Raw genomic sequence first — 25,356 nt, forward strand, 5'->3', positions numbered from 1 at the left:
GTACAAAACCCCTCCTACACCGCCCCACCCTTGATCCCACCCCCCGCGCCGGCCTAATCTAGTCCCTCGCGCAAACGTTTCACCTCCCTACCGACACGCCGGCTTCTGCCTGGCCACGAGGCTTTCTCATGTTTGATGTCGTTTCTTCGAGCAAATGGCCTACCGGCTTCCTGATCAATCCAAACGTTGAACCGCTGGACCCGAAATGGCTGAAGGAATTCAGCAAGATCCCGGCCGCGGCCGTCAGCGACTGCCTGGGCCGTAACGTCGGTGGCCTGGGCCTCAAGGCCTTCCACGGCAACGCACCGATGCTCGGCAGCGCGCTGACCGTACGTGTGCGCCCCGGTGACAACCTGATGATTCTCAAAGCCATGCAAATGGCCCGCCCGGGCGATGTGCTGGTGATCGACGGCAGCGCCGACCTGACCCGCGCCGTGTTCGGCGGCATCATGCGTGCCATGGCCCTGAAGGCCGGCATCGTCGGCGTGGTAATCAACGGCGCCCTGCGTGACCTCGACGAATGGCAAACCGGCGAGCTGCCGGCCTACGCCATCGGCGGCGTGCACCGTGGCCCGAGCACCGACGGTGGCGGCGAGATCAACGTACCGATCTCGTGCGCGGGCATGCTGGTAGCCCCTGGCGACCTGATGATCGGCGATGGCGACGGCGTGGTCGCCGCCTCACGCAGCGAACTGCCGGAGTTGCTGGTGCGCTGCCATGACCTGCTGGCCCGCGAGAAAGCCACACTGGCCGCTATCGAAGCCGGCACCCTGGACCCTGATCGCTTTGACGCCATCCTGCGCGCCAAGGGTTGCCCGGTCTAACCCTGTAGGAGCGAGCTTGCTCGCGAAAAACCCAAGAGCGCGGCATTTATCCAGAATGCCCGCGCCATCGTTCGCGACCTTCGCGAGCAAGCTCGCTCCTACAGCGATGAGGGCCTCCGGGCCACCGCTGCCAACAAGGAGGTCCCCATGTTCGACAAACACCCGCAACTCAAACAACATTTCGCCGCCCTGCGCACCCACGCCGAGTTCTTCTCGTTGCGCTACGTGCGCGAGTCCGGCCAGTACCTGTCGGTACGCAAGAACGTCGCCGAGCCGCCGCACCTGAGCCGCGACGAAGGCGCCATGCTCACCGTGCGTCTCAACGGTGTCGAAGCCTACGCCGCCACCCATGATATTTCCCTGGCCGGCCTGCAAGCCGCGCTGGAGCGGGCCGAACAGCAAGCCCGTCGCATCAGGCCCCATGCCCTGCTCGACCTGCGCGACCAGCCGGTGTCCAGCGACATCGCCGACTATCTGTCGCCAGAACTCGACCAACCCTTCCCGTCCCTCAGTGACTGCTACCAACTGCTCGGCGCCGAATCGGCCGCCGTGCCCAAGGATGAGCGCCTGGTGAACTGGGAGGTCAGCCTGGGCACCACTGACGTCGAGCAGATCTACCTCAACAGTGCCGGCGCCGAGTTGCGCCAGGCCCAGCGTTTTGTGTTCCCCGGTGTCGATGTCACGGCCTACGACGGCAACGACAGCCAGACCCGCACCCTGGGCGGCAGCAACTTTGGCCAGCAAGGTGGCTTTGAGGTGATCAGCCGTTTCGGCCTGGTCGGCGCCGCGCCACGGATTGCCGACGAGGCCCTGCAACTGCTGCTGGCCCCCAACACGCCCCAAGGCCCGCGCGACCTGCTGCTGATGCCTGACCAGATGATCCTGCAGATCCACGAGTCCATCGGCCACCCGCTGGAGCTGGACCGCATCCTCGGCGACGAGCGCAATTACGCCGGCACCAGCTTCGTCAAGGCCAGCGACTTCGGCCACCTGCAATACGGTTCCAACCTGCTGAACGTGACCTTCGACCCCAACATTCCCGAACAACTGGCCAGCTACGCCCATGACGATGACGGCACGCCCGCCAACAAGCAGTTCCTGATCCGCAATGGCCTGCTGCTCAAACCCCTGGGCGGGGCGCTGTCGCAATACCGCTCGGGCCTGGGCGGCGTGGCCAACAGCCGCGCCAGCAGTTGGAACCGCGCGCCCATCGACCGCATGGCCAACCTCAATATCGAGGCCGGCGACCAAAGCCTGGCGCAACTGATCGGCGGTATCGAGCACGGCATTCTGATGTCGACCAACCGTTCCTGGTCCATCGACGATGCGCGCAACAAGTTCCAGTTCGGTTGCGAATGGGGCCAGTTGATCGAGAACGGCGAGCTCAAGGGCGTGGTCAAGAACCCCAACTACCGGGCTATTTCCGCGCAGTTCTGGCGCAAGCTCAGTGCCGTGGGCGATGCCAGTACCTTCAAGGTGCTGGGCACGCCCAACTGTGGCAAGGGCGAGCCGAACCAGGTGATCCGCGTCGGCCATGCTTCGCCTGCGTGTGTATTCAGCGATGTAGATGTGTTTGGGGGAGATGCCTGATGAATGCTTTCAAGGAACTGGTGGAGTGGCTCAAACAGGCCATCACCGCCGAGGAACAGTTTCATCTGGGCTACGCGGCGGAGTCGTCCGAATTCGTGCGTTTCAATCACGCCAAGGTACGCCAGGCCGGCCAGGTGCAGCAGGCCAGCCTCAACCTCAAGCTGATCAATGATGGCCGGCATGCCGACCTTGGCATCACCCTGGCCGGATCCCCCGAAGTCGACCGCCAGCGCCTGGCCGAGGGCCTGCAGCAATTGCGCGAAACCCTGCCCTTGCTGCCCAAGGATCCTTACCTGCTGCTCAATCACACGGCCTGGCAGAACAGGAGCGAGCAGGCCCAGGCGTTGCCAGACCTCGATCAGGTTCTGGCCGACATCAGCCACGGCGCCCAAGGCCTGGACTTGGTCGGAATCTATGCCGCCGGGCCGATCAGCCACGGGTTCGCCAGCTCGTCGGGGGCCTTTGGCTGGCACCAGGCCAATAGCTTCAACTTTGACTTCAGCCTGTTCCATGCCAATGGCGAGGCGGTAAAGGCCAGCTACGCCGGTGATGCCTGGGACAGTGCGGCGTTTGCCCAGCGCTTGCAGCACGCCCGCGAACAACTGGAGTTCCTGGGCCGACCATTGCACGCCCTGGCGCCCGGCCAATACCGTGCCTACCTGGCGCCGGCGGCTCTGGAAGAAATCGTCGACATGCTCACGTGGGGCGGTTTTTCTGCACAGGCCATCGCCAGCAAGGGCAGCCCATTGCAACGCCTGTATGCCGGTGACCAGGCCCTGAGCCCGCTGGTGGGCATGAGCGAACAGATCACGGCCTCCCTGAGCCCGGCGTTCTCCCGTGACGGTTATCCGCGCAGCGACGTGACCTTGATCGCCGATGGCCGGGCACAGGGGCGTCTGGTCAACTCACGCAGCGCCGCCGAATACGGCTTGAGCACCAACGGCGCCAGCGGCGATGAGTCCCCCAGCGCCTTGCAGATGACCGCCGGCAACCTGGCCCAGGCCGATATCCTCAAGCAACTGGGCACCGGGCTGTATATCAGTAACCTGTGGTACCTGAACTACTCCGACCAGCCGGCGGCGCGCCTGACGGGCATGACCCGCTTCGCCACGTTCTGGGTGGAAAACGGCGAGATCAAGGCGCCGGTCAGCACCATGCGTTTTGACGACAGCGTGTACCACCTGCTGGGATCGCAGTTGGAAGCGCTGACTGCCGAGCGCGAGCTGCGGCTATCGGCCAGCACCTACGGCGCGCGCAACACTTCATCCAGCTTGCTGCCCGGCGCTTTGGTCAAGCGTCTGACCCTGACCTTGTAAACCCTGGGCCGGCTGTGGTGAGGGCAAGTTTGCTGTGGCGAGGGGGCTTGTCCCCCGCTGGGCTGCGAAGCAGCCCCAGTAAGGCGCACCGAGTTGTGTCAGGTTGACCGCGGGGGCTGGTTTTGGGGCTGCTGCGCAGCCCAGCGGGGGACAAGCCCCCTCGCCACAACAAGCCCGCCTTACCCACGGTTTAGGCCGGCTCCTACAGGGCAATCCCCCGCACGCTGATGAACCTTCCCTGACAGCGCCCCGTTGGTTGGCGGGCTGTTGTCGACTCTCCAAAAGCTCGTTATAACAGTTAGTGGCATCCCGCCACCTTTCAACCCGCTTGCCTGCAAGCGATGCATGACCTCGCCCGGGATAGGGCGAGCCGGAGCGTTGACATGTACCAAGGAAGTTTTGTCATTGATAAGTTGTTCAAGCACTACAACGTTCACGTAGAGCAATTGGGTAACGATCCGCAACGCAAGACCGTGCTGTTGGTCAACGGCGCGCTGTCCACCACCCGCTCATTCGCCCGCACCAGCAAGTGCCTGGCCGAGCATTTCAATGTGCTGATGTTCGACCTGCCGTTTTCCGGCTATTCGCGCCCGCACAACACCGATCTGGACCTGGTGACCAAGGACGACGAAGTCGAGATCCTGCGGGCGCTGGTGGAGCGCTTTCAGGTCAACCATCTGGTGTCGGCCTCCTGGGGTGGCATCTCGACCCTGCTGACCCTGGCACGCAACCCGCCTTCGATCGAAAGCTCGGTGGTGATGGCCCTGGCGCCCAACCTCAACCAGGCGATGCTCGAATATGTGGAGCGGGTGCGGGTGCTGATCGAGGCCGATGACAAGTCCGCCGTCGGCCACCTGCTCAATGAAACCGTCGGCAAATTCCTCTCCAGCCGGCTCAAGCGCAATAACCATCGGCACCTGTCGACCATGGCCACCACCGAATACCGCCAGGCACGCTTTCATATTCATCAGGTACTGGCCCTGGGCGATGGCAACTACCTGCCGCAACTACGCCAGATCGAGACGCCGGTGCATTTCCTCAACGGCACCCTGGATGAGTACACGCCGGCCAATGAGGCCCAACTGTTCAAGCAATATGTGCGGCGCAGCAGCTTCGCCAGCGCCGAACACACCGGCCATCTGCTCGACCTGGAATCGCGGGAGGCGGCGCTGGCAGTGCATCGGGCACTGATCGATTTCCTGGTGGGCAAACACGTAGCCATCGCCGATATAGACGAACCGCCAGTGGGAAAACCGGCCGAGGTTGGCGCATAATCGGCGACACATAGCCTGCTAACAAAAAGGGATCTCATGCCGAATCGTGTCGTGCTCGATGCCAAGACCGCCCGCTGGTTGCCATGGGTGGTAGCGATTGCCTTCTTCATGCAGTCGCTCGACGGCACGATTCTCAACACGGCCCTGCCCGCCATGGCCGAGGACCTGGCGGAAAACCCGCTGCGCATGCAGGGCGTGATCATCGCCTACATGCTCACCGTGGCCCTGCTGATCCCGGCCTCGGGCTGGATCGCCGACCGTTTCGGCACCAAGAAGATTTTCTTCGGCGCGATCATGCTGTTCAGCATCGGCTCGCTGCTGTGCGCCCTGTCCAGCAGCCTGACCATGCTGGTGGGCGCGCGGGTGATCCAGGGCCTGGGCGGCGCGCTGATGCTGCCCGTCGGCCGGCTGGTGGTGCTGCGCGCCTACCCGCGCTCGGAGCTGGTGCGGATCATGGGCTTTATCACCATTCCCGGCCTGCTCGGCCCCCTGCTCGGCCCGACCATGGGCGGCTGGATGGTGCAGTACCTGACCTGGCACTGGATTTTCTTGATCAACCTGCCGGTGGGCATGATCGGCTGCTACGCCGTGTGGAAATTCATCCCCGACCTGCGCGGCACTGAGCGCACACGCTTCGACAGCCTGGGCTTTTTGCTGTTTGGCGCGGCGATGGTGCTGATCACCATTGCCATGGAAGGCCTGGGTGAGCTGCACCTGCCGCACTTGCGCGTGATGTTGCTGCTGTTCGGCGGCATGGCGTGCCTGGCGGCCTACTGGCTGCGCGCCGGGCATATCGAAAACCCGCTGTTCTCGCCGGTGCTGTTCAAGACCCGGACCTTTGCCGTGGGCATTCTCGGCAACCTGTTCGCCCGCCTGGGCAGCGGCGCCCTGCCGTTCCTCGTGCCCTTGCTGTTGCAGATCGCCCTGGGCTATTCGCCGTCCCAGGCCGGGATGAGCATGTTGCCCCTGGCGGCGGCGGCCATGGTCGCCAAGTCCATCGCCCGGCCGCTGATCGAGCGCCTGGGCTATCGCATCGTGCTCACCGGCAATACGTTGCTACTGGGCATGATGCTGGCGAGCATGGGCTTGGTCAGCGAGCAGACGCCGTACCCGCTGCTGCTGGCCATGCTCGCGGTGCTGGGGGCGATCAACTCCCTGCAATTTACCGCGATGAACACCGTGACCCTGATCGACCTCGATGATGCCCAGGCCAGCAGCGGCAACAGTTTGCTGTCAGTGGTGGCGCAACTGGCCCTGAGCCTGGGGGTGGCCTGCGCCGGTGCCCTGCTCGGCGGGTTTACCGCCGAAGCCGGTAACGATGGGGTCAATACCGTGCTTGAGGCATTCCAGTTGACGTTCCTCACCGTGGGCATCATGGCGATGCTGGCGGCGGCGATCTTCCTGCAATTGTCGCCAAAAGACGGCAAACGGATGGTCAGCCGCGAGCACGACATCGAGCATTAAGCGGCGTCTCGTCTAGAACTTGCAGGGAAATTCCCACGGGGCTGGTACACTGCGCGACATTTTGTTTTTGCAGAGCCAGTCCCGTGACCACCATCGCCACCGCTTTTAATACTTTGCCGCTCTCCGCCGCCATGCTGGCTAACCTCGACTCGCTGGGTTATGCCGAGATGACGCAGATCCAGGCGCAAAGCTTGCCGGTGATCCTCAAGGGGCTGGACCTGATCGCCCAGGCCAAGACCGGCAGCGGCAAGACCGCCGCCTTTGGCATCGGCCTGTTGAACCCGATCAACCCGCGCTACTTCGGTTGCCAGGCCCTGGTGATGTGCCCGACCCGCGAGCTGGCTGACCAGGTGGCCAAGGAAATCCGCCGCCTGGCCCGCGCCGAAGACAACATCAAGGTCCTGACCCTGTGCGGCGGCGTGTCCCTCGGCCCACAGATCGCCTCCCTGGAACATGGCGCCCACGTCATCGTCGGCACCCCCGGCCGCATCCAGCAGCACCTGCGCAAGGGTTCGCTGGTGCTGGACGGCCTGAACACACTGATCCTCGACGAAGCCGACCGCATGCTCGACATGGGTTTCTACGACGCTATCGAAGACATCATCAGCAAGACCCCGGCCCGTCGCCAGACCCTGTTGTTCTCGGCCACCTACCCGGTGAGCATCAAGCAACTGGCCTCCAAATTCATGCGCGCGCCGCAGCAGGTCAAGGCCGAAGCGTTCCACTCCGACGAGCAGATCGAGCAGCGTTTCTACGAAATCTCCCCGGAAGAACGCATGGACGCGGTGACCAAGGTGCTGTCGCACTTCCGTCCGGCCTCCTGCGTAGCCTTCTGCTTTACCAAGCAGCAAGTGCAGGAAACCGTGGATCACCTGACCGCCAAGGGCATTTCTGCAGTCGGCCTGCATGGCGACCTGGAACAGCGCGACCGTGACCAGGTGCTGGCAATGTTTGCCAACCGCAGTACTTCGGTACTGGTGGCCACCGACGTGGCGGCCCGTGGCTTGGACATTGACTCGCTGGACATGGTGATCAACGTCGAACTGGCCCGCGATTCGGAAATCCACATTCACCGCGTGGGCCGTACCGGTCGCGCCGGTGAGACCGGGATCGCCATCAGCCTGGTAGCACCGTCCGAAGCGCACCGCGCCCAGGCCATCGAGCTGTTGCAGAAAGCCCCATTGAACTGGGACCAACTGAGCAACCTCAAATCCCAGGGCGGCGCGCCGCTGCTGCCGGTGATGAGCACGTTGTGCATTGCTGCCGGTCGTAAAGACAAGGTTCGCCCAGGCGACATCCTCGGCGCACTGACCGGTGAAGCCGGGATCCCGGGCGCCCAGGTCGGCAAGATTGCGATCTTCGACTTCCAGGCCTACGTGGCAGTGGAGCGCAGCGTCGCCAAGCAGGCGTTGCAGCGCTTGAACGATGGCAAGATCAAGGGCCGTTCGTTGCGCGTGCGGATCCTGTAAGCACACCGTTTAGCCACTGGGTAAACCCAATCAATGTGGGAGCTGGCTTGCCTGCGATGCAACCGACTCGGTCTGACTCTCAGGCCGAGTTGATGCTATCGCAGGCAAGCCAGCTCCCACATTAGATTGCATTTCAAATTAGGTTTTTGTGAGGACACCGTTTTGCGCTCGACCGAAGTTGTGATCATTGGCGCCGGCGCCGCAGGCTTGATGTGCGCGCTGACCGCCGCCGAGCGTGGGCGCAAGGTGATGTTGATCGACCATGCAAACAAGGCCGGCAAGAAGATCCTGATGTCCGGCGGTGGTCGCTGTAACTTCACCAATATGTACACCGAGCCTGCCAACTTCCTCTCGCACAACGCACACTTCTGCAAATCTGCCCTGGCCCGCTACACCCAGTGGGATTTCATCGGCTTGGTGGCCAAGCACGGCGTGCCGTACCACGAGAAAAAACTCGGCCAGCTGTTCTGCGATAACAAATCCAGCGACATCCTCGGCATGCTGCTCGACGAGTGCATCCAGACCGGCGTGAGCCTGCACCTGGACACCTCGATCCAGCAGATCAGCAAACTCGACAGCGGCTATCAGTTGCAGACCACCCTCGGCGAGTTGCGCTGCGAGTCGTTGGTGATTGCCACCGGCGGCCTGTCGATTCCGACCCTGGGCGCCACCGGCTTTGGCTACCAGGTGGCCAAGCAATTCGGCCATGAACTGCTGCCGACCCGCGCCGGGCTGGTGCCGTTTACCATCACCGATCAGCTCAAGGAGCTGTGTGGCGAGTTGTCCGGCACCTCGGTCGATTGCCTGGTGAGCTGTAACGACCAGAGCTTTCGCGAGAACATTCTGTTTACCCATCGCGGCCTGAGCGGGCCGGCGATCTTGCAGATTTCCTCTTATTGGGAACCTGGCGACACCGTGCAAATCAACCTGTTGCCCGACCACGACGCCCACGCCTGGCTGCAACAGCAACAGGCCGAGCGCCCCAACAGCGAGCTCAAGACCCTGCTGGGCGAGATCTTCACCAAGAAGATGGCCAACCTGCTGGCCGAGACGTGGTTTGTGTCCAAGCCGATGAAGCAGTACACCCACGCCGAACTGGCAGACATCGCCACCAAGCTGGGCGACTGGCAGTTGGTCCCGGCCGGTACCGAAGGCTACCGCACCGCCGAAGTCACCCTGGGCGGGGTGGATACCCGGGAAGTGTCGTCCAAGACCATGGAGTCGCTGAAAAGCCCAGGTCTGTACTTTATCGGCGAAGTGCTGGACGTGACCGGGCACCTGGGTGGGTTCAACTTCCAATGGGCCTGGGCGTCGGGCTATGCGGCGGCGCAGTACGTCTGAACCCCGCCCTCTAGAACGGTAATGCGATCAACTGTGGGAGCGGGCTTGCTCGCGAATGCGCAGTACCAGTCAACTGATCCGGTGGCTGGCACACCGCATTCGCGAGCAAGCCCGCACACATTTTGATTGGGGTGTGCCAAAAACATTTTTTGCTTATGAATGTGATTGCCGCGCTTGCCGTGGCGTCATTACTGGCTCAATTTAGCGGCATCGTCCCGGAAGACCCCAGACTTCATGTCCTCGACCTCGTTCAAGCAGTCCATGCGGCGCCTTTGGGCACTGGATAAGTTCAGTTACAGCGTAAGGGTGTTTATCGCCCTCACCGGCAGCATGGCGCTGTGCTGGTATCAGGATGAAATGTCGCTGCTGATCCCGCTGTTCCTGGGGATCATCGCCAGCGCCCTGGCCGAGACCGATGACAGCTGGCAGGGCCGCCTCAATGCGCTGGCGGTAACGCTGGTGTGTTTCAGCGTGGCGGCGCTGTCGGTGGAGTTGCTGTTTCCCTACCCGTGGATTTTCGCCATCGCCATCGCCCTGGCGAGCTTCTGCCTGACCATGCTCGGCGCCCTCGGCGAGCGCTATGGGGCGATCGCCTCGGCCACCTTGATTCTGTCGGTCTACACCATGATCGGCGTGGACCAGCGCGGTGGCGCCGTCACCGATTTCTGGCACGAGCCCTTGCTGCTGGTGGCCGGCGCCGCCTGGTATGGCGCGCTATCGGTGCTGTGGCAGGCGATGTTTTCCAACCAGCCGGTGCAGCAGAGCCTGGCCCGGCTGTTTCGCGAACTGGGGCGTTACCTCAAGCTCAAGTCGTCGTTGTTCGAGCCTATTCGCCAACTGGACGTAGAAGCGCGGCGCCTGGAACTGGCCCAACAAAATGGCCGGGTGGTGGCGGCGCTCAATGCGGCCAAGGAAATCATCCTGCACCGTGTCGGCAATGGCCGGCCGGGGTCCAAGGTCAGCCGCTACCTCAAGCTGTACTTCCTGGCCCAGGACATCCACGAACGCGCCAGTTCCTCCCACTACCCCTACAACGCGCTGGCCGAGGCGTTCTTCCACAGCGACGTGCTGTTCCGCTGCCAGCGCCTGCTGCGCCAGCAAGGCAAAGCCTGCCAAGCCCTCGCCGAGTCGATCCAGTTGCGCCAGCCGTTTGTCTACGACGCCAGCTTCGCCGAGGCCCTGGGCGACCTGAATGCATCCCTGGAACACCTGAGTATCCAGAGCAACCCGGCCTGGCGCGGCCTGTTACGCTCGCTGCGGGCGCTGGCGGCCAACCTGTCGACCCTCGACCGCCTGCTCAGTGACGCCAGCAACCCCGACAGCCTGGCCGATGCCAGCGACAGCAGCCTGCTGGACCGTTCGCCGCGCAACCTCAAGGAAATGTGGACGCGCCTGCGCACCCAACTGACCCCGACTTCGCTGCTGTTCCGCCACGCCCTGCGCCTGCCCCTGGCGCTGAGCGTGGGCTACGGCATGGTGCATTTGATCCACCCGTCCCAAGGCTACTGGATCATCCTTACCACCCTGTTTGTCTGCCAGCCCAACTACGGCGCGACGCGGCGCAAGCTCGGCCAGCGGATCATCGGCACGGCCATCGGCCTGACGGTGGCCTGGGCGCTGTTCGATCTGTTCCCAAGCCCCCTGGTGCAATCGATGTTCGCCATCGCCGCCGGGCTGGTGTTCTTTATCAACCGCACCACCCGCTACACCCTGGCCACCGCCGCCATTACCCTGATGGTGCTGTTCTGCTTCAATCAGGTGGGCGATGGCTACGGGCTGTTCCTGCCGCGCCTGTTCGATACCCTGCTCGGCAGCCTGATCGCCGGGCTGGCGGTGTTCCTGTTCCTGCCAGACTGGCAGGGCCGGCGCCTGAACAAGGTGCTGGCCAACACCCTGACCTGCAACAGCATCTACCTGCGCCAGATCATGCAGCAATATGCCGCTGGTAAGAGCGACGACCTGGCCTACCGCCTGGCCCGGCGCAACGCGCACAACGCCGATGCTGCGCTGTCCACCACCCTGGCCAATATGCTGATGGAGCCGGGGCATTTTCGTAAGGAAGCCGACGTGGGCTTCCGCTTCCTGGTGCTGTCCCACACCCTGCTCAGCTACCTGTCGGGGCTCGGTGCGCACCGCGATACCCAACTACCGGCCGACATGCGCGAACACCTGATCGAAGGCGCGGGCAAGACCCTCGCCACCAGCATCGACGAAATTGCCACGGGGCTGGCGAACAAACAGCCGATCGCGGTGCAGAGCGATGCCGAGGAGGCGCTGGCGGTAGAGTTGGAGCAGATGCCCGATGAGATCGATGAGGCGCAAAGGCTGGTGCAGACGCAATTGGCGTTGATTTGCCGGCAGTTGGGGCCGTTGCGCACATTGGCCGCGCATTTGATCAAGGAAACCAGCGCGGCTTAGGGCCCTATCGCGAGCAAGCCCGCCCACATTGGAAGTATTCGCAGATCAAAATGTGGGAGCGGGCTTGCTCGCGATGGCGGCCTTAAGAACACTACATCCCATGTTGCTTAAGAAGGCGCGCATAACTGCCATCCGCCTTCATCCTGCTGATCTCCCGGTCAAACCCGGCAACAATCTGCTCATGCTTGGGGTTTTTCAGGCTGACCAGGATATGCAGGCTGTTCTCACTCAAGGGCTGGGGCAGGAACTCCACGGCATTGCGCACCCTGGGCGATTCCCGCGCCAGGTAAAAGCGCGCGACATACTCATCCTCGACCGTCATCCGCACGCGCTGGGCAGCCAACATGCGCACGGCCATGGCGAAGTTATGCACCGGGACTTTTTGCAGTTTGGGATCGGCATCGAAATCCGCCGAATAGGCATAGCCGCGCACTACCGCGATGGGATAGGCATGCAGCTGCTGCAAGTTCTGGTACTCGATGGGATCGTCGCGGCGCTTGATAAACCGCACGCGGTTAAGCAGATACTCGGCGGAAAACTGCCCCAACTGCGTGCGCGCCTCGTCGTACCAGGCGTTGACCAGCACGTCGTAACGCCCGTCCCCCACCCCCATCAACGCCCGTGCCCATGGCACCTGCTCGAAATCACTGGCATAGCCGGCACGCGCCAGGGCGGTGCTGACGATATCGGTGGCCAGGCCACCATTGATCAGGGTCGCATCGGTAAACGGCGGCCACGCATCCGCCACCAGGCGCAAGCGTTCCGCGGCCACCGTCGGGGCCAGCAACAGCAATACGATCAAAGCAACGGCACGAGACAATCGCAGCATGCTTAATGTCCTTGCACAGCGGGCAATTCGTTGCGGGCGATGACGCTGGCGGGAGTACTTCCAGGTTCTGACTGTAGCTTATCGCTCGAGGTGTATCGCAGATTACACAAAGAACCAGGCCGAGAAAGCACTCAATGATGGCAAATTGACGTCACTCACAAAAAACAGCGTTTTCCAGGTGTTTGCACTACCGCCCAAGACAGTCGGCGGCCAGGGCTTTACTATCCGGGTCAGGTCTTTATGTGAGATGGAACGATGACTGTCGATTGGGTTTGCAAGCACCACAATGATCTGGGCAAAGAACAGCTCTACGCCATTTTGCGTCTGCGGGCAGCGGTGTTTGTGGTCGAGCAGAAATGCGTCTACCAGGACATCGATGATCAGGACCTGGAGGGCGATACCCACCACCTGATGGCCTGGCAGGACAATCAACTGGTGGCCTACCTGCGCCTGCTAGACCCGGAGCTGAATGGCGGCGACGTGGTTATCGGCCGCGTGCTTGTGGCCGAGGCCGCGCGAGGCACCGGCCTGGGCCACAAGATGCTGGCGGAAACCCTCAAGCAGATCGACGATATCTGGCCGCAGACGCCGATCTTTCTCTCAGCCCAGGCGCATTTGCAGGGGTACTACGCAAGATATGGGTTCAAGGTCGAGGGTAAGGTCTACCTTGAAGACGACATTCCACATATTGGTATGCGGCGCGCTTGAGATCGCTATCGCGGGCAAGCCCGCTCCCACATTTGATCGTTATCGACCTGTGGGAGCGGGCTTGCCCGCGATAGCGTCAGACCTGCCAGCCCAATTTCACGGGTAACCCAACACCTGCTTGACCTGCACCAGGTTGCGCTCGATCCAGCCACGGTCAATCGCCCCCCAGTCGCGAATCCGGTAGTGCCCGGCATGGTTGCGGGCGCCATCTTCCTGCTCGAATTCACAGACGATATCCAGGTCCGCCAACGCCGCGATGGTGTCCTGGGCCGTGCGCCGGGGCATGCCCGTCACCTCGGTCAACGCCGGGACGCTGCTGGCCAATTGGCTGTCGATCAAGTACGCCACATACAGGCGCCGGTAGAAACTGCTCTTGGTCTTGCTTACATCCATGATCGGTCGCCTTGTGTTTAGCACTTGCCCTGCAAGTCGCGATAAGTCAGGTACACCCGCAGGTCGAATTCCACCTGATGGTAGCCGGGCATCATGTATTCGCAGAGTTTATAGAACGCCTTGTTGTGGTCCGATTCCTTGAAGTGCGCCAGTTCGTGGACGACGATCATCTTCAGGAATTGCGGCGCGGCCTCCTTGAACAACGCAGCGATGCGGATCTCTTTCTTGGACTTGAGGTTGCCACCCTGCACCCGCGAGATCGTGGTGTGCAGGCCCAGGGCGCGGTGGGTCAGGTCCAGGCGGTTGTCGAACAGCACTTTGTCGATGGCCGGCGCGTTGCGCAGGTGTTCCTGCTTCAGGGCCTGGGCGTAGCTGTACAGCGCCTTGTCACTCTGCACCGCATGGCGCTCGGGGTAACGCTGGTGCAGGTAGTCACCCAGTTGATCCTTGGCGATCAATTGGCGCACTTGCTCTTGCAGGGCGGCGGGATAGGCCTGGAGGTATTTCAGCGCAGTCATGGGTTCGAACGGCAGGGGCGTGAGGCCGCCAGTGTAGCGAATTCAGCAGGGGCCTGCGCGCAGCGCGAAAGGCTGCGGCCACAGGGAAATATCTTCGGCGGTCAGGGGCAGGGCCACCAGCGGCCCCTGGATAAACTGGCAGCCATTGGCCTGCAGCCAGTGGCATTGCTCAAGGGTTTCTACACCTTCGGCAATCACCAACAAGCCGAAGTGCCCGCACAGTTCGATAATGCTGCGGGCCAGCGCGGCCTCCCGTGGCGAGCCGAGCACGCGGGCCACCAGGCCGGGGTCGAGCTTGAGGGTGTCGAACTCCAGGTCACGCAGATGGGCCAGGGAGCAGTTGCCCAAGCCGAAGTCATCCAGGGCAATGCGCACCCCCAGGCGGCGCAGCTGCTTGAGTTGCTTGATGGACTCTTCAATATTGTGCATCAGGCTTTCTTCAGCGATTTCCACCTCCAGTTGCCGCCCGTGCAGCCCATGTCGCTCCATTGCCTGCTGCAGTTGAGGCGCCAGGTTGGGCATATTGAACTGGCTGCTGCTCAGGCTCACGCTGAGCACCCAGTCGTCGCTCATGACCGAGGCCCAGGCCTGGCGCGCCAATGCCACCTGATGGTAAATCCAACTGCTGAGCTGGCTGATCAGGCGCGCCTCCTCCAACAGAGGCATGAACAACCCCGGCGGCACATCGCCCACACTCGGGTGCTGCCAGCGCAATAAGGCTTCGACACCGCGCAGATGCCCGTCCAGCAGCGACACCTGGGGCTGGTACACCAACGTCACCTGCTTGTTGTCGATGGCCTCGCGTACGCTGCTTTCAAGCATCAGGCGCGAGCGGGCCCGGCCGTTCATTTCCTGATCGTAATAGCGATATTGCTGACGCCCTGCCCGCTTGGCTTCGTACATGGCGATATCGGCGGCACGCAGCAGGCCGGACAAATCGCGACCGCAATCGGGGAAGGTGGCAATGCCGATACTGACCCCCAGCATGACCTCCAGGCCGTCCACCTGCTGGCAGATCGACACCCGCTCGATCAACTGTTCGGCGAGCTTGGCGGCCTGTTCCGGGTATTCCAACTCCAGCAGCGCGACGAACTCATCGCCGCCAAGGCGGCCAAGAATGTCACAACTGCGCAGGCACAGTTCCAACTGCTCCGAGACCCAGCGCAGCACCCGGTCGCCGGCGTCGTGCCCCACCGAATCGTTGACCCGCTTGAAACCGTCCAGGTCCATGTAGAGCAGCACTGTGGAATGTTCGCTGCGCTCGTTGCGCAGCAGGATCGTCTCCACGGTCTGGTAGAAACCACGCCGGTTGAGCAAACCGGTGAGCGGATCGGTGACGGCCTGGGATTCCAGTTGCTGATGCAGATGGCGCACCTGGGACATGTCTTGCACCGTCACCACCATGGCCTTCTGCTCCCGGGGCAGTGGCGCACAGGACATCGCCACCGGCAACTGCTGGCCGGGTGCGGTGCGCAGGATTGCATCATGCAGGCGCCAGGTTTCGCCACGCAGGTAGCCGGTATACAGCTCGCAGCTGAACCAGTCAGGCATATGGGGTTTTTGCAGGAAGCCCAGGAACGCCTGGCCTTGCAACTCGTCCACAGTGGCATTGAGCAACCGTGAAATGGCCGGATTGGCATAGCTGACGACTCCGTCCTCGCCCACCACCAGAATGCCCTCGGCGGCATTGTCGAGCACCGAGGCATTAAAGGCCCGGGCCGCCTCCAGGTCATGACTCAGACGCTGCAAGGCGCGGCGGTTGCGCTGATGCTCCAGCAAGGCCTGGACCTTGGGCTTGAGAATATGCGGGTCGAAGGGTTTGAACAGATAGTCGATGGCGCCACTGGCATAGCCTTCGAGCACAGCGGCGGGCGATTGCTCAGTGGCACTCAGGAAGATGATCGGCGTCATGCGGGTACGCTGGCTGCCGCGCATCAAGCGCGCCACTTCGAAGCCATCCATGCCCGGCATGCGCACATCCAGCAGCACTAGGTCGACATCACGCGCCAGTAGCAGCCCCAGGGCTTCCTCGCCGGAACCCGCAGTCAACACCTGCCAATCCTCGCGCTGCAGGAGCGCGCGCATGCTGATCAGGTTTTCCGGATAGTCATCGACTACCAGGAGCACTGAAGAGCCTTCGGCCAGGGTTGGAACGGATTCCATACTGCGTCTCTTCCTTGAGGGTTCACTCCGGTCAATTTTGAGATAAAACCGGACACTTAATGTGGAGTCACTCTAGCCTTGGATCATTTAAAGCAGAAGGCACGACGGGGCCATCATTGCGCCAAAGAGCACACAACCGACTAACGGTCAGGCGCTACAGCCCCCGAACTACGGGAAAGATGGCTTTTGGACAGACTATTGGCGCCAATAAACCGCCTAAAACTTATTAACAAACAGTTACCAGCCGCTTATAAAGAACGCGCCAACCCATGGGCCAAAGCCTTTTGACCCTTCTTCCGTACAGCAAAGGCGCACTCCATGATTGATCTGTCCACCTGGAACCTGAGCATCCCTGTTGGCACTCCGCCCGCCACCATCGACACCCCTAAACTGCTCAGCGGCTTCAAGGGCAAGTACTTCCAGGCCGAAGGCAGCAGCGTGCAATTCTGGTCGCCCGTCACCGGCACCCGCACCGAAAATGCCATCTACCCGCGCAGCGAACTGCGCGAAACCTATGCCGATGGCCGGCTGCGCAACTGGACTTACCCCGAAGCCGACAACTACCTGCGCGCCACCCTGGCCATCAACCAGGTGCCCTCCTCGGGCAAGATTGTCATCGGTCAGATCCACGCCTATGACAGCCAGAAACCGCTGGTCAAAGTCGAATACCAGTACAAGGAAAAAACCCAGACCGGCAACATCGTCGCCAAAGTGCGCATGCGCCCGGATGACAGCAAGGGCCGGGTAATTATCGTGGCCGAGAATGTGCCACTGGCGCGCAACTTCACCTACGTCATCCACCTGAACAAGGCCGGCCTGTTGAGCGTGGAGGCCGCCAACGGCCAATGGAACGAACGCCTCGGCGCGGCCTGGGGCAAAAAACCGTTGTACTTCAAGGCCGGCGTGTATGTGCAAGACAACAGCGGCGACAGCAAAGAGGGCGGCAAAGTGACATTTGCCAAGCTGGATATCGATCACAACTGACAGTCCGATCATTCTCACGACGCTTTAGGACAGAACCGCGACCCTGGGTCTCGACTTTCTTGTAGGACAATTCGAGTATGGCGCCGCGCACGCGCAATGCTTCCCTATAAGAAAGTCATGGAGACTCACCAATGCCCTTCACTCGCACCCTACTCGCCCTTTCCATGGGCATGGTTATGCTGCAAAACCCGGCCTTTGCGGCCCCGCCGTTGTCGATGACCGACGGGGTGGCCCAGGTCAATATCCAGGACAGCAACGCCTGGGTTGAAATCAGCAAAGCCGCGTTCGAACACAACATCCGCACCCTGCAAACCAGCCTCGCCGACAAGTCGAAAATCTGTGCCGTGCTCAAGGCAGACGCTTATGGCCACGGTATCGGCCTGCTGATGCCGTCGGTGATCAAGCTGGGCGTGCCTTGCGTCGGCGTAGCCAGCAATGAAGAAGCCCGCGTGGTACGTGAAAGCGGCTTCAAGGGCCAACTGATCCGCGTGCGTACCGCCGCGCTGAGCGAGCTGGAAGCGGCGCTGCCGTACAACATGGAAGAGCTGGTGGGCAACCTCGACTTCGCCGTGCGCGCCAGCCTGATCGCCGAACATCATGGCCGCCCGTTGGTAGTACACCTGGGCCTGAACTCCAGCGGCATGAGCCGCAACGGCGTGGAAATGACCACCGCCCAAGGCCGGCGCGATGCCGTCGCCATCACCAAGGTGCCGAACCTGGAAGTGAAGGCGATCATGACCCACTTCGCCGTCGAAGACGCCGCCGACGTGCGCGCCGGCCTCAAGGCCTTCAACGAGCAAGCCAACTGGCTGATCAACGTCGCCCAACTGGACCGCAGCAAAATCACCCTGCACGCCGCCAACTCCTTCGCCACCCTGGAAGTGCCCGAGTCGCGCCTGGACATGGTGCGCCCCGGCGGCCTGCTGTTCGGCGACACCGTACCGTCGTTCACCGCCTACAAGCGCGTGATGCAGTTCAAGTCCCACGTGGCCTCGGTCAACAGCTACCCCAAGGGCAACACCGTCGGCTACGACCGCACCTACACCCTGGCGCGGGACTCGAAACTGGCGAACATCACCGTGGGCTATTCCGACGGCTATCGTCGAGCGTTCACCAACAAAGGCATCGTGCTGATCAATGGGCATCGGGTGCCGGTGGTGGGCAAAGTGTCGATGAACACCTTGATGGTCGACGTCACCGATGTGCCGACCGTAAAAAGTGGCGATGAAGTGGTGTTGTTTGGCAAGCAGGGGAATGTGCAGACCACCCAGGCCGAGGTTGAGGATATCAATGGGGCGCTGTTGGCCGATCTCTACACCGTCTGGGGCAACTCGAACCCCAAAGTGCTGGTTGATCAATAAGCACCGCAAATCAAAGGTGGGAGCGGGCTTGCCCGCGATGGCGGTGTCAGGCAACAAATGTATTGGCTGAACCACCGCAATCGCGAGCAAGCCCGCTCCCACATTATTTTTCAGTGCTTGGAAGGTCGGGCTCGGCTATAAGCCGCTCACAAAAAACCCGCATCGCTGCGGGTTTCTTTTTAAACGCTTTAGGCTTAGTTCACCTTGGCGTTCAGCTCACCTTTGAGATAACGCTGGTACATCGCTTCCAACGACACCGGCTTGATCTTCGAAGCATTGCCGGCAGTGCCGAACGCTTCGTAACGCGCGATACACACATCACGCATCGCCGTCACGGTGGCGCCGAAGAATTTACGTGGATCAAATTCACTCGGGTTGGTGGCCATCAGGCGACGCATTGCACCGGTGGACGCCAGGCGCAGGTCGGTGTCGATGTTGACCTTGCGTACGCCGTGCTTGATGCCTTCGACGATTTCTTCAACCGGTACGCCGTAGGTTTCTTTGATGTCGCCGCCGTACTGGTTGATGATTGCCAGCCACTCTTGCGGTACCGAGGAAGAACCGTGCATCACCAGGTGGGTGTTGGGGATGCGTTTGTGGATTTCCTTGATGCGGTCGATCGCCAGCACGTCGCCGGTAGGTGGCTTGGTGAACTTGTAGGCACCGTGGCTGGTACCGATGGCGATGGCCAGGGCGTCGACCTGGGTGCGCTTGACGAAGTCAGCGGCTTCTTCCGGGTCGGTCAGCATCTGGCTGTGATCCAGCACGCCTTCGGCGCCGATGCCGTCTTCTTCACCGGCCATGCCGGTTTCCAACGAACCCAGGCAGCCCAGCTCGCCTTCTACCGACACACCGCAGGCGTGGGCCAGGGCTACGGTTTGTTGGGTGACGCGTACGTTGTAGTCGTAGTCGGTCGGGGTCTTGCCGTCTTCGCCCAGGGAGCCGTCCATCATCACCGAGCTGAAGCCCAGTTGGATGGAGCGCTGGCATACATCAGGGCTGGTGCCGTGGTCCTGGTGCATGCACACCGGGATATGTGGGAATTCTTCGATTGCCGCGAGGATCAGGTGACGCAGGAACGGGGCACCGGCGTATTTACGCGCACCGGCAGAAGCCTGGACGATCACTGGGGAGTCGGTCTTGTCAGCGGCTTCCATGATGGCGCGCATCTGCTCAAGGTTGTTGACGTTAAAGGCTGGAACGCCGTAGCCGAACTCGGCTGCGTGGTCCAGCATTTGACGCATGCTGATAAGTGCCATTGTGTTGTCTCTCCCGGTCGAGGGTCGTTAATCGTGCAAGCCTGCCGTAGCGGCGGCTGCTATTCAAGTTATTGCAGATCAAGGAATTGGACCTTGGCCTGCTGAATCGTTATTGCTAGTGGGCCTGACCCAACTTCCAATCTGGAACCGAATCATGTGGGAGCTGGCTTGCCTGCGATCGCGGTGTACCAGACACCGAATTCGCCAACTGACCCAGCGCTTTCGCGGGCAAGCCCGCTCCTACATGAGATTTTCAGTTCTGTGTTACTGAGCCTTGCAGCCTCGGCCGATCAAATCGTCGGTGGCGACCCAATAAACCAGGCCTTCCTCACCTTTGGTATGAAATGCCAACTGCTCATTGCTATACAGCGCCCCGGAGGCCGCCACGTCTTCCTTGAGGCGATATACCTGGTCGGAGCCGCCGAGGCGGACATCCACCTGCTTGCGGTCAGTATCGACAAACCGCCAGTTAACCTGGGCCTGGCTGTCGCATACCCAGGTGGTCCATGTGTCTTGCTGGGGCTCTGCCTTGTTGAACATGTTCAGGTTGGCACAACCGGCCAATAGAGCCAGTGCTGCCAGGGCGATAACGCCTTTCATTGCCAATCCTCGAACGGCGGCCCGTGGCCGCCGGTGCTGTCGGTTAGTGAATCAGACCCGTCAAGGGCAACCCTGTTCCTTACCTTTGGGCGGGGAGTCGTATTTCTCCAGCCCGTCAGGCCCTATGCGCTTGCTGATCACCGGCATGGTCTCCGCCTGCCAGTCGGCCTGGTAACAGCCCTTGTGCGGCGCAGCCCCTGGGGCCTCTGCTGGCGCCTTGGGCGCGCTGCCGCAGCCGGCCAACAGGCCTGCTGCAATCACCAGCGCGAATGGCTTGATCATGGGAATGCTCCTTTTCCAGGCCGTGGGCCTCAGCCTTTGGCTCGGCTTTCCAGCACTTCAACGGCAGGCAGCACCTTGCCTTCGACAAACTCAAGAAACGCGCCGCCACCGGTAGAAATGTAGGAGATCTGCTCAGCAACGCCATATTTATCGATGGCCGCCAGGGTGTCGCCACCACCGGCAATCGAGAATGCCGAGCTTTCGGCAATCGCCTTGGCCAGCACTTTGGTGCCGTTGCCAAACTGGTCGAACTCGAACACACCGACCGGGCCGTTCCACAGGATGGTCTGGGAGGCTTTCAGCAGTTCAGCGAAGTTCGCCGCAGTTTGCGGGCCGATATCCAGGATCATATCGTCAGCGGCCACGTCAGCAATCAGCTTGACGGTGGCTTCGGCGCTTTCGGCGAACTCCTTGGCCACTACCACGTCCACCGGCAGTGGCACGCTGACCTTGGCGGCGATGGCGCGAGCGGTGTCCAGCAGATCCGGCTCGTACAGGGACTTGCCGACCGGGTGGCCAGCAGCGGCCAGGAAGGTGTTGGCAATGCCGCCGCCAACGATCAGTTGGTTGCAGATCTGGCTCAGGCTGTTGAGCACGTCCAGCTTGGTCGACACCTTGGAGCCAGCCACGATGGCGGCCATTGGCTGGGCCGGTGCGCCCAGGGCCTTGCCCAGTGCATCCAGCTCGGCAGCCAGCAGCGGGCCAGCAGCGGCAACCTTGGCGAACTTGGCCACGCCATGGGTCGAACCTTCGGCGCGGTGCGCGGTGCCGAAGGCGTCCATCACAAACACGTCGCACAGGGCTGCGTATTGCTGGGCAAGTTCGTCGCTGTTCTTTTTCTCGCCCTTGTTGAAGCGCACGTTTTCGAACAGCACGATGTCGCCGGCCTTGACCTCGACGCCGCCCAGGTAATCAGCCACCAAAGGCACTTCGCGGCCCAGGGCCTTGCTCAGGTAGTCGGCTACAGGCTTGAGGCTGTTTTCGGCAGAGAACTCACCTTCGGTCGGACGACCCAGGTGGGAGCAGACCATCACGGCCGCGCCTTTTTCCAGGGCCAGCTTGATGGTCGGCAGCGAGGCCAGGATTCGCGCATCGCTGGTGACTACACCGTCCTTGACTGGGACGTTGAGGTCTTCGCGGATCAGTACGCGCTTACCTTGCAGATCGAGGTCGGTCATCTTCAACACGGTCATGGGTCGCAGTTCCTGAATTACTGTTGAGGTTGTTTAGTAGCGATGTGCAGATAGTGCTCTGCTACGTCGAGCATGCGGTTGGCAAAGCCCCATTCGTTATCGAACCAGGCCAGGATATTCACCAGCCTTGGCCCGGAAACACGGGTCTGGCTGGCATCCACGATGGCCGAATGCGGGTCGTGGTTGAAATCACAACTGGCGTGCGGCAACTCGGTGTAGGCCAGCAAGCCTTTGAGCGGGCCGCTGGTGGCGGCGTCGCGCAGGATCCGGTTGACCTCGGCGGCATCGGTATCGCTGACGGTTTGCATGGTGATATCCAGGCACGACACGTTCACCGTCGGCACGCGCACTGCTTTGGCCTGGATTCGCCCGGCAAGTTCCGGCAGCAGGCGTTCGATACCGCGGGCCAGGCCGGTGGACACCGGAATCACTGACTGGAACGCCGAACGGGTGCGGCGCAGGTCTTCATGGTGGTAGGCGTCGATCACCGGCTGGTCGTTCATCGCCGAGTGAATGGTGGTAATCGACACATACTCCAGGCCAATCGCCTGGTCCAGCAGGCGCAGCAGAGGCACGCCGCAATTGGTGGTGCAGGAGGCGTTGGACACCAACACCTCGTCACCGGTCAGGCAGTCCTGGTTGACGCCGTAGACGATGGTGGCGTCGACATCCGCCTCGCTGGCCATCGGCTGGGAAAACAGCACGCGCGGTGCGCCGGCGTCGAGGAAGCGCTGGCCATCGGCACGGGTGTTATAGGCACCGGAGCATTCCAACACCAGGTCGACGCCCAGCGCCGCCCAGTCGATGCCCTCGGGCGTGGCACTGCGCAAGACCTTCACGCAGTTGCCATTGATATGCAGACAATCGCCGTCGATCCGCACTTCGCCGGGGAACCGGCCGTGGGTGGAGTCGAAGCGTGTCAGGTATTCGATGCTGGCCATGTCAGCCAGATCGTTGATTGCCACAATTTCAAACCCAGCCGCCGCCCCTCGCTCGAACAGAGCACGCAAGACGCAACGACCAATGCGGCCGTAGCCGTTGAGTGCAACTTTGTAGGGACGGGGTTGAGGCATGGGGTTCTCGATTACCTTGGGTAATGGGGTGAATGTGCCGCCGCCTTCGCGAGCAAGCCCGCTCCCACAGTTGAAATGCATTCCAAATGTGGGAGCGGGCTTGCTCGCGAAGGCGTCAGTACAGCTACCCCAATCTACAGCCTTAGTCTTCCAGCAGCTCTTCAGCCTGACCCAGGATGTTTTCCAGGGTGAAACCGAACTCTTCGAACAACGCTGGCGCCGGCGCCGACTCACCGTAGGTGGTCATGCCGATCACGCGGCCTTCCAGGCCCACGTACTTGTACCAGTAGTCGGCGTGAGCCGCTTCGATGGCGATACGCGCGCTGACCTGCAACGGCAGGACCGATTGCTTGTAGTCCGCGTCCTGGGCTTCGAACACGCTGGTGCACGGCATGGACACGACACGCACGTTGCGGCCCTGGGCAGTCAGCTTGTCGTACGCCTGAACGGTCAGGCCCACTTCGGAACCGGTGGAGATCAGGATCAGCTCCGGCTCGCCGATGCAGTCCTTGAGCACGTAGCCGCCACGGCTGATGTCGGCGATCTGCGCGTCGGTACGCACTTGGTGCTGCAGGTTCTGACGCGAGAAGATCAGCGCCGAAGGGCCGTCCTTGCGCTCGATCGCGTGCTTCCAGGCCACGGCCGATTCCACCGCGTCGGCTGGGCGCCAGCAATCCAGGTTCGGCGTGGTACGCAGGCTGGTCAGTTGCTCGACCGGCTGGTGCGTCGGGCCGTCTTCACCCAGGCCGATGGAGTCGTGGGTGTACACATGGATCACACGCTTCTTCATCAGCGCAGCCATGCGCACGGCATTGCGCGCATATTCCATGAACATCAGGAAGGTCGCGCCGTACGGCACCAGGCCGCCGTGCAGGGCAACGCCGTTCATGATGGCGCTCATGCCGAACTCGCGCACGCCGTAGTACATGTAGTTGCCGCTGGCGTCTTCAGCCGAGACACCTTTGCAACCTTTCCACAGGGTCAGGTTGGAACCGGCCAGGTCAGCCGAACCGCCGAGGAACTCAGGCAGCAACGGGCCAAAGGCGTTGAGGGTGTTCTGGCTGGCTTTACGGCTGGCGATGGTCTCGCCCTTGGCCGCGACTTCGGCGATGTAGGCCGAGGCTTTTTCCGAGAAATCGGCAGGCAGGTCGCCAGCCAGGCGGCGCACCAGTTCGTTGGCAAGTTGTGGGAACTCGGCGGAGTAGGCAGCAAAGCGCTGGTCCCACTCGGCTTCTGCGGCGCGGCCAGCTTCCTTGGCGTCCCACTCGGCGTAGATATCAGCCGGGATTTCGAACGGGCCATGGTTCCACTTCAGCGCTTCGCGGGTCAGGGCGATTTCCGCGTCACCCAGTGGGGCACCGTGGCAGTCTTCCTTGCCTTGTTTGTTCGGCGAACCGAAGCCGATGGTGGTCTTGCAGCAGATCAGGGTCGGCTGCTCGCTTTTGCGCGCGGTTTCGATGGCGGTCTTGATCTCTTCCGGATCGTGGCCGTCGACGTTGCGGATCACCTGCCAGTTGTAGGCTTCGAAACGCTTTGGCGTGTCGTCGGTGAACCAGCCTTCGACTTCGCCGTCGATGGAGATGCCGTTGTCATCGTAGAAGGCAATCAGTTTGCCCAGGCCCAGGGTACCGGCCAGGGAGCTGACTTCGTGGGAAATGCCTTCCATCATGCAGCCATCACCCAGGAACACATAGGTGTGGTGGTCGACAACGTTGTGGCCGGGGCGGTTGAACTGCGCCGCCAGGACTTTTTCTGCCAGGGCAAAACCCACGGCATTGGCCAGGCCTTGGCCCAGAGGACCGGTGGTGGTCTCGACGCCTGGGGTGTAGCCGAATTCCGGGTGGCCCGGGGTGCGGCTGTGCAGTTGGCGGAACTGCTTGAGGTCGTCGATGGACAGGTCGTAACCGGTCAGGTGCAGCAACGAATAGATCAACATCGAGCCATGGCCGTTGGACAGCACGAAGCGGTCACGATCGGCAAACGATGGGTTGCTCGGGTTGTGTTTCAGGTAGTCACGCCAAAGTACCTCGGCGATATCCGCCATGCCCATCGGGGCACCGGGATGGCCGCTGTTGGCTTTTTGCACGGCATCCATGCTGAGGGCACGAATGGCGTTGGCACGCTCACGACGGCTGGGCATCGCTGATCTCCTGGGGGTTGAATAAAAGAAACGGAAAAAAGGACCGGCATTTTCCCTCAGCCAAGGCCTCAGGGGCAATGACAGATACCGACTTATGTGGGTTTTTCCTGTGGTTTGGACTGCATTGACAGCAAGAACACTTCCCGCCGTTCGTCTA

The 25,356-nt window shown here is 61.8% G+C and carries 21 protein-coding genes; 11 read left to right on the plus strand and 10 right to left on the minus strand.

Features of this window, described 5'->3' with window-relative positions; translation table 11 throughout:
* Positions 1 to 128 precede the first annotated feature (128 nt).
* The 8 genes from BHC62_RS00080 to yccS all read left to right on the plus strand — a co-directional run bounded on the left by BHC62_RS00080 (position 129) and on the right by yccS (position 11,696).
* A complete protein-coding gene (locus BHC62_RS00080) occupies positions 129 to 824 on the plus strand; it encodes an RraA family protein (RefSeq protein ID WP_029297314.1) in 696 nt (231 codons plus the stop codon).
* A 147-nt stretch (positions 825 to 971) separates the two neighbouring features.
* Positions 972 to 2,414 carry a TldD/PmbA family protein gene (locus tag BHC62_RS00085; protein WP_029297316.1) on the plus strand — a complete coding sequence of 481 codons (1,443 nt, stop codon included), beginning with the start codon at positions 972 to 974 and terminating at the stop codon, positions 2,412 to 2,414.
* Entirely contained in the window at positions 2,414 to 3,730 is a 1,317-nt protein-coding gene (locus BHC62_RS00090; protein ID WP_070993947.1) for a TldD/PmbA family protein, read from the plus strand. Before BHC62_RS00085 ends, BHC62_RS00090 begins: the two co-directional genes overlap by 1 nt.
* A gap of 383 nt (positions 3,731 to 4,113) precedes the next feature.
* Positions 4,114 to 5,004 (plus strand): alpha/beta fold hydrolase, encoded by an 891-nt coding sequence (locus tag BHC62_RS00095; protein WP_070993948.1) that lies wholly within the window; start codon positions 4,114 to 4,116, stop codon positions 5,002 to 5,004.
* Between the two features lie 36 nt (positions 5,005 to 5,040).
* Complete coding sequence (mdtD, locus tag BHC62_RS00100; RefSeq protein ID WP_029297321.1) at positions 5,041 to 6,468, plus strand: multidrug transporter subunit MdtD; 1,428 nt, start codon at positions 5,041 to 5,043, stop codon at positions 6,466 to 6,468.
* Positions 6,469 to 6,599: 131 nt separating this feature from the next.
* Positions 6,600 to 7,937: an ATP-dependent RNA helicase DbpA gene (dbpA, locus tag BHC62_RS00105; protein WP_232545553.1), complete on the plus strand. Its 1,338-nt coding sequence runs from the start codon at positions 6,600 to 6,602 to the stop codon at positions 7,935 to 7,937.
* Between the two features lie 162 nt (positions 7,938 to 8,099).
* Positions 8,100 to 9,278, plus strand: a complete 1,179-nt coding sequence (locus BHC62_RS00110; RefSeq protein ID WP_070993949.1) for an NAD(P)/FAD-dependent oxidoreductase — start codon at positions 8,100 to 8,102, stop codon at positions 9,276 to 9,278.
* A gap of 234 nt (positions 9,279 to 9,512) precedes the next feature.
* The gene (gene yccS, locus BHC62_RS00115) at positions 9,513 to 11,696 is read left to right on the plus strand and encodes a YccS family putative transporter (RefSeq protein ID WP_070993950.1); all 2,184 of its coding nucleotides are present in this window, start codon (positions 9,513 to 9,515) and stop codon (positions 11,694 to 11,696) included.
* Positions 11,697 to 11,787: 91 nt separating this feature from the next.
* On the opposite strand, the gene BHC62_RS00120 is transcribed toward yccS, so the two are convergent.
* Complete coding sequence (locus BHC62_RS00120; RefSeq protein WP_029297330.1) at positions 11,788 to 12,525, minus strand: ABC transporter substrate-binding protein; 738 nt, start codon at positions 12,523 to 12,525, stop codon at positions 11,788 to 11,790.
* A 255-nt stretch (positions 12,526 to 12,780) separates the two neighbouring features.
* Between BHC62_RS00120 and BHC62_RS00125 the strand changes: the two genes are divergently transcribed.
* On the plus strand, positions 12,781 to 13,233 hold the full coding sequence (locus BHC62_RS00125; protein WP_029297332.1) for a GNAT family N-acetyltransferase: 453 nt from the start codon (positions 12,781 to 12,783) through the stop codon (positions 13,231 to 13,233).
* Positions 13,234 to 13,329: 96 nt separating this feature from the next.
* Here BHC62_RS00125 and BHC62_RS00130 read toward each other — a convergent pair whose 3' ends face one another.
* From BHC62_RS00130 to BHC62_RS00140, 3 genes are read right to left on the minus strand one after another with little or no spacing between them, the layout of a single operon-like run.
* Positions 13,330 to 13,626: a helix-turn-helix domain-containing protein gene (locus tag BHC62_RS00130; RefSeq protein ID WP_029297334.1), complete on the minus strand. Its 297-nt coding sequence runs from the start codon at positions 13,624 to 13,626 to the stop codon at positions 13,330 to 13,332.
* Between the two features lie 17 nt (positions 13,627 to 13,643).
* Positions 13,644 to 14,144 carry a M48 family metallopeptidase gene (locus tag BHC62_RS00135; protein WP_070993951.1) on the minus strand — a complete coding sequence of 167 codons (501 nt, stop codon included), beginning with the start codon at positions 14,142 to 14,144 and terminating at the stop codon, positions 13,644 to 13,646.
* Positions 14,145 to 14,186: 42 nt separating this feature from the next.
* Positions 14,187 to 16,307, minus strand: coding sequence for a bifunctional diguanylate cyclase/phosphodiesterase (locus BHC62_RS00140; RefSeq protein ID WP_029297339.1), 2,121 nt, complete (start codon positions 16,305 to 16,307; stop codon positions 14,187 to 14,189).
* 318 nt (positions 16,308 to 16,625) lie between these two features.
* Between BHC62_RS00140 and BHC62_RS00145 the strand changes: the two genes are divergently transcribed.
* A complete protein-coding gene (locus tag BHC62_RS00145) occupies positions 16,626 to 17,291 on the plus strand; it encodes a polysaccharide lyase family 7 protein (protein ID WP_029297342.1) in 666 nt (221 codons plus the stop codon).
* Positions 17,292 to 17,422: 131 nt separating this feature from the next.
* Positions 17,423 to 18,652 carry an alanine racemase gene (gene alr / locus BHC62_RS00150; RefSeq protein ID WP_029297345.1) on the plus strand — a complete coding sequence of 410 codons (1,230 nt, stop codon included), beginning with the start codon at positions 17,423 to 17,425 and terminating at the stop codon, positions 18,650 to 18,652.
* A 194-nt stretch (positions 18,653 to 18,846) separates the two neighbouring features.
* On the opposite strand, the gene fba is transcribed toward alr, so the two are convergent.
* The 6 genes from fba to tkt form a co-directional block, all read right to left on the minus strand.
* Complete coding sequence (gene fba / locus BHC62_RS00155) at positions 18,847 to 19,911, minus strand: class II fructose-bisphosphate aldolase (RefSeq protein WP_029297347.1); 1,065 nt, start codon at positions 19,909 to 19,911, stop codon at positions 18,847 to 18,849.
* Between the two features lie 264 nt (positions 19,912 to 20,175).
* Positions 20,176 to 20,511, minus strand: a complete 336-nt coding sequence (locus BHC62_RS00160; RefSeq protein WP_029297350.1) for an MliC family protein — start codon at positions 20,509 to 20,511, stop codon at positions 20,176 to 20,178.
* 60 nt (positions 20,512 to 20,571) lie between these two features.
* A complete protein-coding gene (locus BHC62_RS00165; protein ID WP_070993952.1) occupies positions 20,572 to 20,793 on the minus strand; it encodes a hypothetical protein in 222 nt (73 codons plus the stop codon).
* Between the two features lie 29 nt (positions 20,794 to 20,822).
* On the minus strand, positions 20,823 to 21,986 hold the full coding sequence (locus tag BHC62_RS00170) for a phosphoglycerate kinase (RefSeq protein WP_029297354.1): 1,164 nt from the start codon (positions 21,984 to 21,986) through the stop codon (positions 20,823 to 20,825).
* A 17-nt stretch (positions 21,987 to 22,003) separates the two neighbouring features.
* Positions 22,004 to 23,059 (minus strand): erythrose-4-phosphate dehydrogenase, encoded by a 1,056-nt coding sequence (gene epd / locus BHC62_RS00175; protein WP_070993953.1) that lies wholly within the window; start codon positions 23,057 to 23,059, stop codon positions 22,004 to 22,006.
* A gap of 142 nt (positions 23,060 to 23,201) precedes the next feature.
* Positions 23,202 to 25,199 carry a transketolase gene (gene tkt, locus BHC62_RS00180; protein ID WP_070993954.1) on the minus strand — a complete coding sequence of 666 codons (1,998 nt, stop codon included), beginning with the start codon at positions 25,197 to 25,199 and terminating at the stop codon, positions 23,202 to 23,204.
* Positions 25,200 to 25,356: the final 157 nt, after the last annotated feature.

Origin of the sequence: Pseudomonas sp. 06C 126 (genome assembly GCF_001855215.1) — a bacterium.
Classification (GTDB): domain Bacteria; phylum Pseudomonadota; class Gammaproteobacteria; order Pseudomonadales; family Pseudomonadaceae; genus Aquipseudomonas; species Aquipseudomonas proteolytica.

What these genes read in the sequence shown, in the direction of transcription:
- BHC62_RS00125 (WP_029297332.1), top strand. Translation starts at nt 12,781, where the DNA reads ATGACTGTCGATTGGGTTTGCAAGCACCACAATGATCTGGGCAAAGAA.
- fba (WP_029297347.1), bottom strand. Translation starts at nt 19,911, where the DNA reads ATGGCACTTATCAGCATGCGTCAAATGCTGGACCACGCAGCCGAGTTC.
- alr (WP_029297345.1), top strand. Translation starts at nt 17,423, where the DNA reads ATGCCCTTCACTCGCACCCTACTCGCCCTTTCCATGGGCATGGTTATG.
- BHC62_RS00080 (WP_029297314.1), top strand. Translation starts at nt 129, where the DNA reads ATGTTTGATGTCGTTTCTTCGAGCAAATGGCCTACCGGCTTCCTGATC.
- BHC62_RS00120 (WP_029297330.1), bottom strand. Translation starts at nt 12,525, where the DNA reads ATGCTGCGATTGTCTCGTGCCGTTGCTTTGATCGTATTGCTGTTGCTG.
- BHC62_RS00085 (WP_029297316.1), top strand. Translation starts at nt 972, where the DNA reads ATGTTCGACAAACACCCGCAACTCAAACAACATTTCGCCGCCCTGCGC.
- mdtD (WP_029297321.1), top strand. Translation starts at nt 5,041, where the DNA reads ATGCCGAATCGTGTCGTGCTCGATGCCAAGACCGCCCGCTGGTTGCCA.
- yccS (WP_070993950.1), top strand. Translation starts at nt 9,513, where the DNA reads ATGTCCTCGACCTCGTTCAAGCAGTCCATGCGGCGCCTTTGGGCACTG.
- BHC62_RS00090 (WP_070993947.1), top strand. Translation starts at nt 2,414, where the DNA reads ATGAATGCTTTCAAGGAACTGGTGGAGTGGCTCAAACAGGCCATCACC.
- BHC62_RS00130 (WP_029297334.1), bottom strand. Translation starts at nt 13,626, where the DNA reads ATGGATGTAAGCAAGACCAAGAGCAGTTTCTACCGGCGCCTGTATGTG.
- epd (WP_070993953.1), bottom strand. Translation starts at nt 23,059, where the DNA reads ATGCCTCAACCCCGTCCCTACAAAGTTGCACTCAACGGCTACGGCCGC.
- BHC62_RS00160 (WP_029297350.1), bottom strand. Translation starts at nt 20,511, where the DNA reads ATGAAAGGCGTTATCGCCCTGGCAGCACTGGCTCTATTGGCCGGTTGT.
- BHC62_RS00095 (WP_070993948.1), top strand. Translation starts at nt 4,114, where the DNA reads ATGTACCAAGGAAGTTTTGTCATTGATAAGTTGTTCAAGCACTACAAC.
- tkt (WP_070993954.1), bottom strand. Translation starts at nt 25,199, where the DNA reads ATGCCCAGCCGTCGTGAGCGTGCCAACGCCATTCGTGCCCTCAGCATG.
- dbpA (WP_232545553.1), top strand. Translation starts at nt 6,600, where the DNA reads ATGCTGGCTAACCTCGACTCGCTGGGTTATGCCGAGATGACGCAGATC.
- BHC62_RS00145 (WP_029297342.1), top strand. Translation starts at nt 16,626, where the DNA reads ATGATTGATCTGTCCACCTGGAACCTGAGCATCCCTGTTGGCACTCCG.
- BHC62_RS00165 (WP_070993952.1), bottom strand. Translation starts at nt 20,793, where the DNA reads ATGATCAAGCCATTCGCGCTGGTGATTGCAGCAGGCCTGTTGGCCGGC.
- BHC62_RS00140 (WP_029297339.1), bottom strand. Translation starts at nt 16,307, where the DNA reads ATGGAATCCGTTCCAACCCTGGCCGAAGGCTCTTCAGTGCTCCTGGTA.
- BHC62_RS00135 (WP_070993951.1), bottom strand. Translation starts at nt 14,144, where the DNA reads ATGACTGCGCTGAAATACCTCCAGGCCTATCCCGCCGCCCTGCAAGAG.
- BHC62_RS00170 (WP_029297354.1), bottom strand. Translation starts at nt 21,986, where the DNA reads ATGACCGTGTTGAAGATGACCGACCTCGATCTGCAAGGTAAGCGCGTA.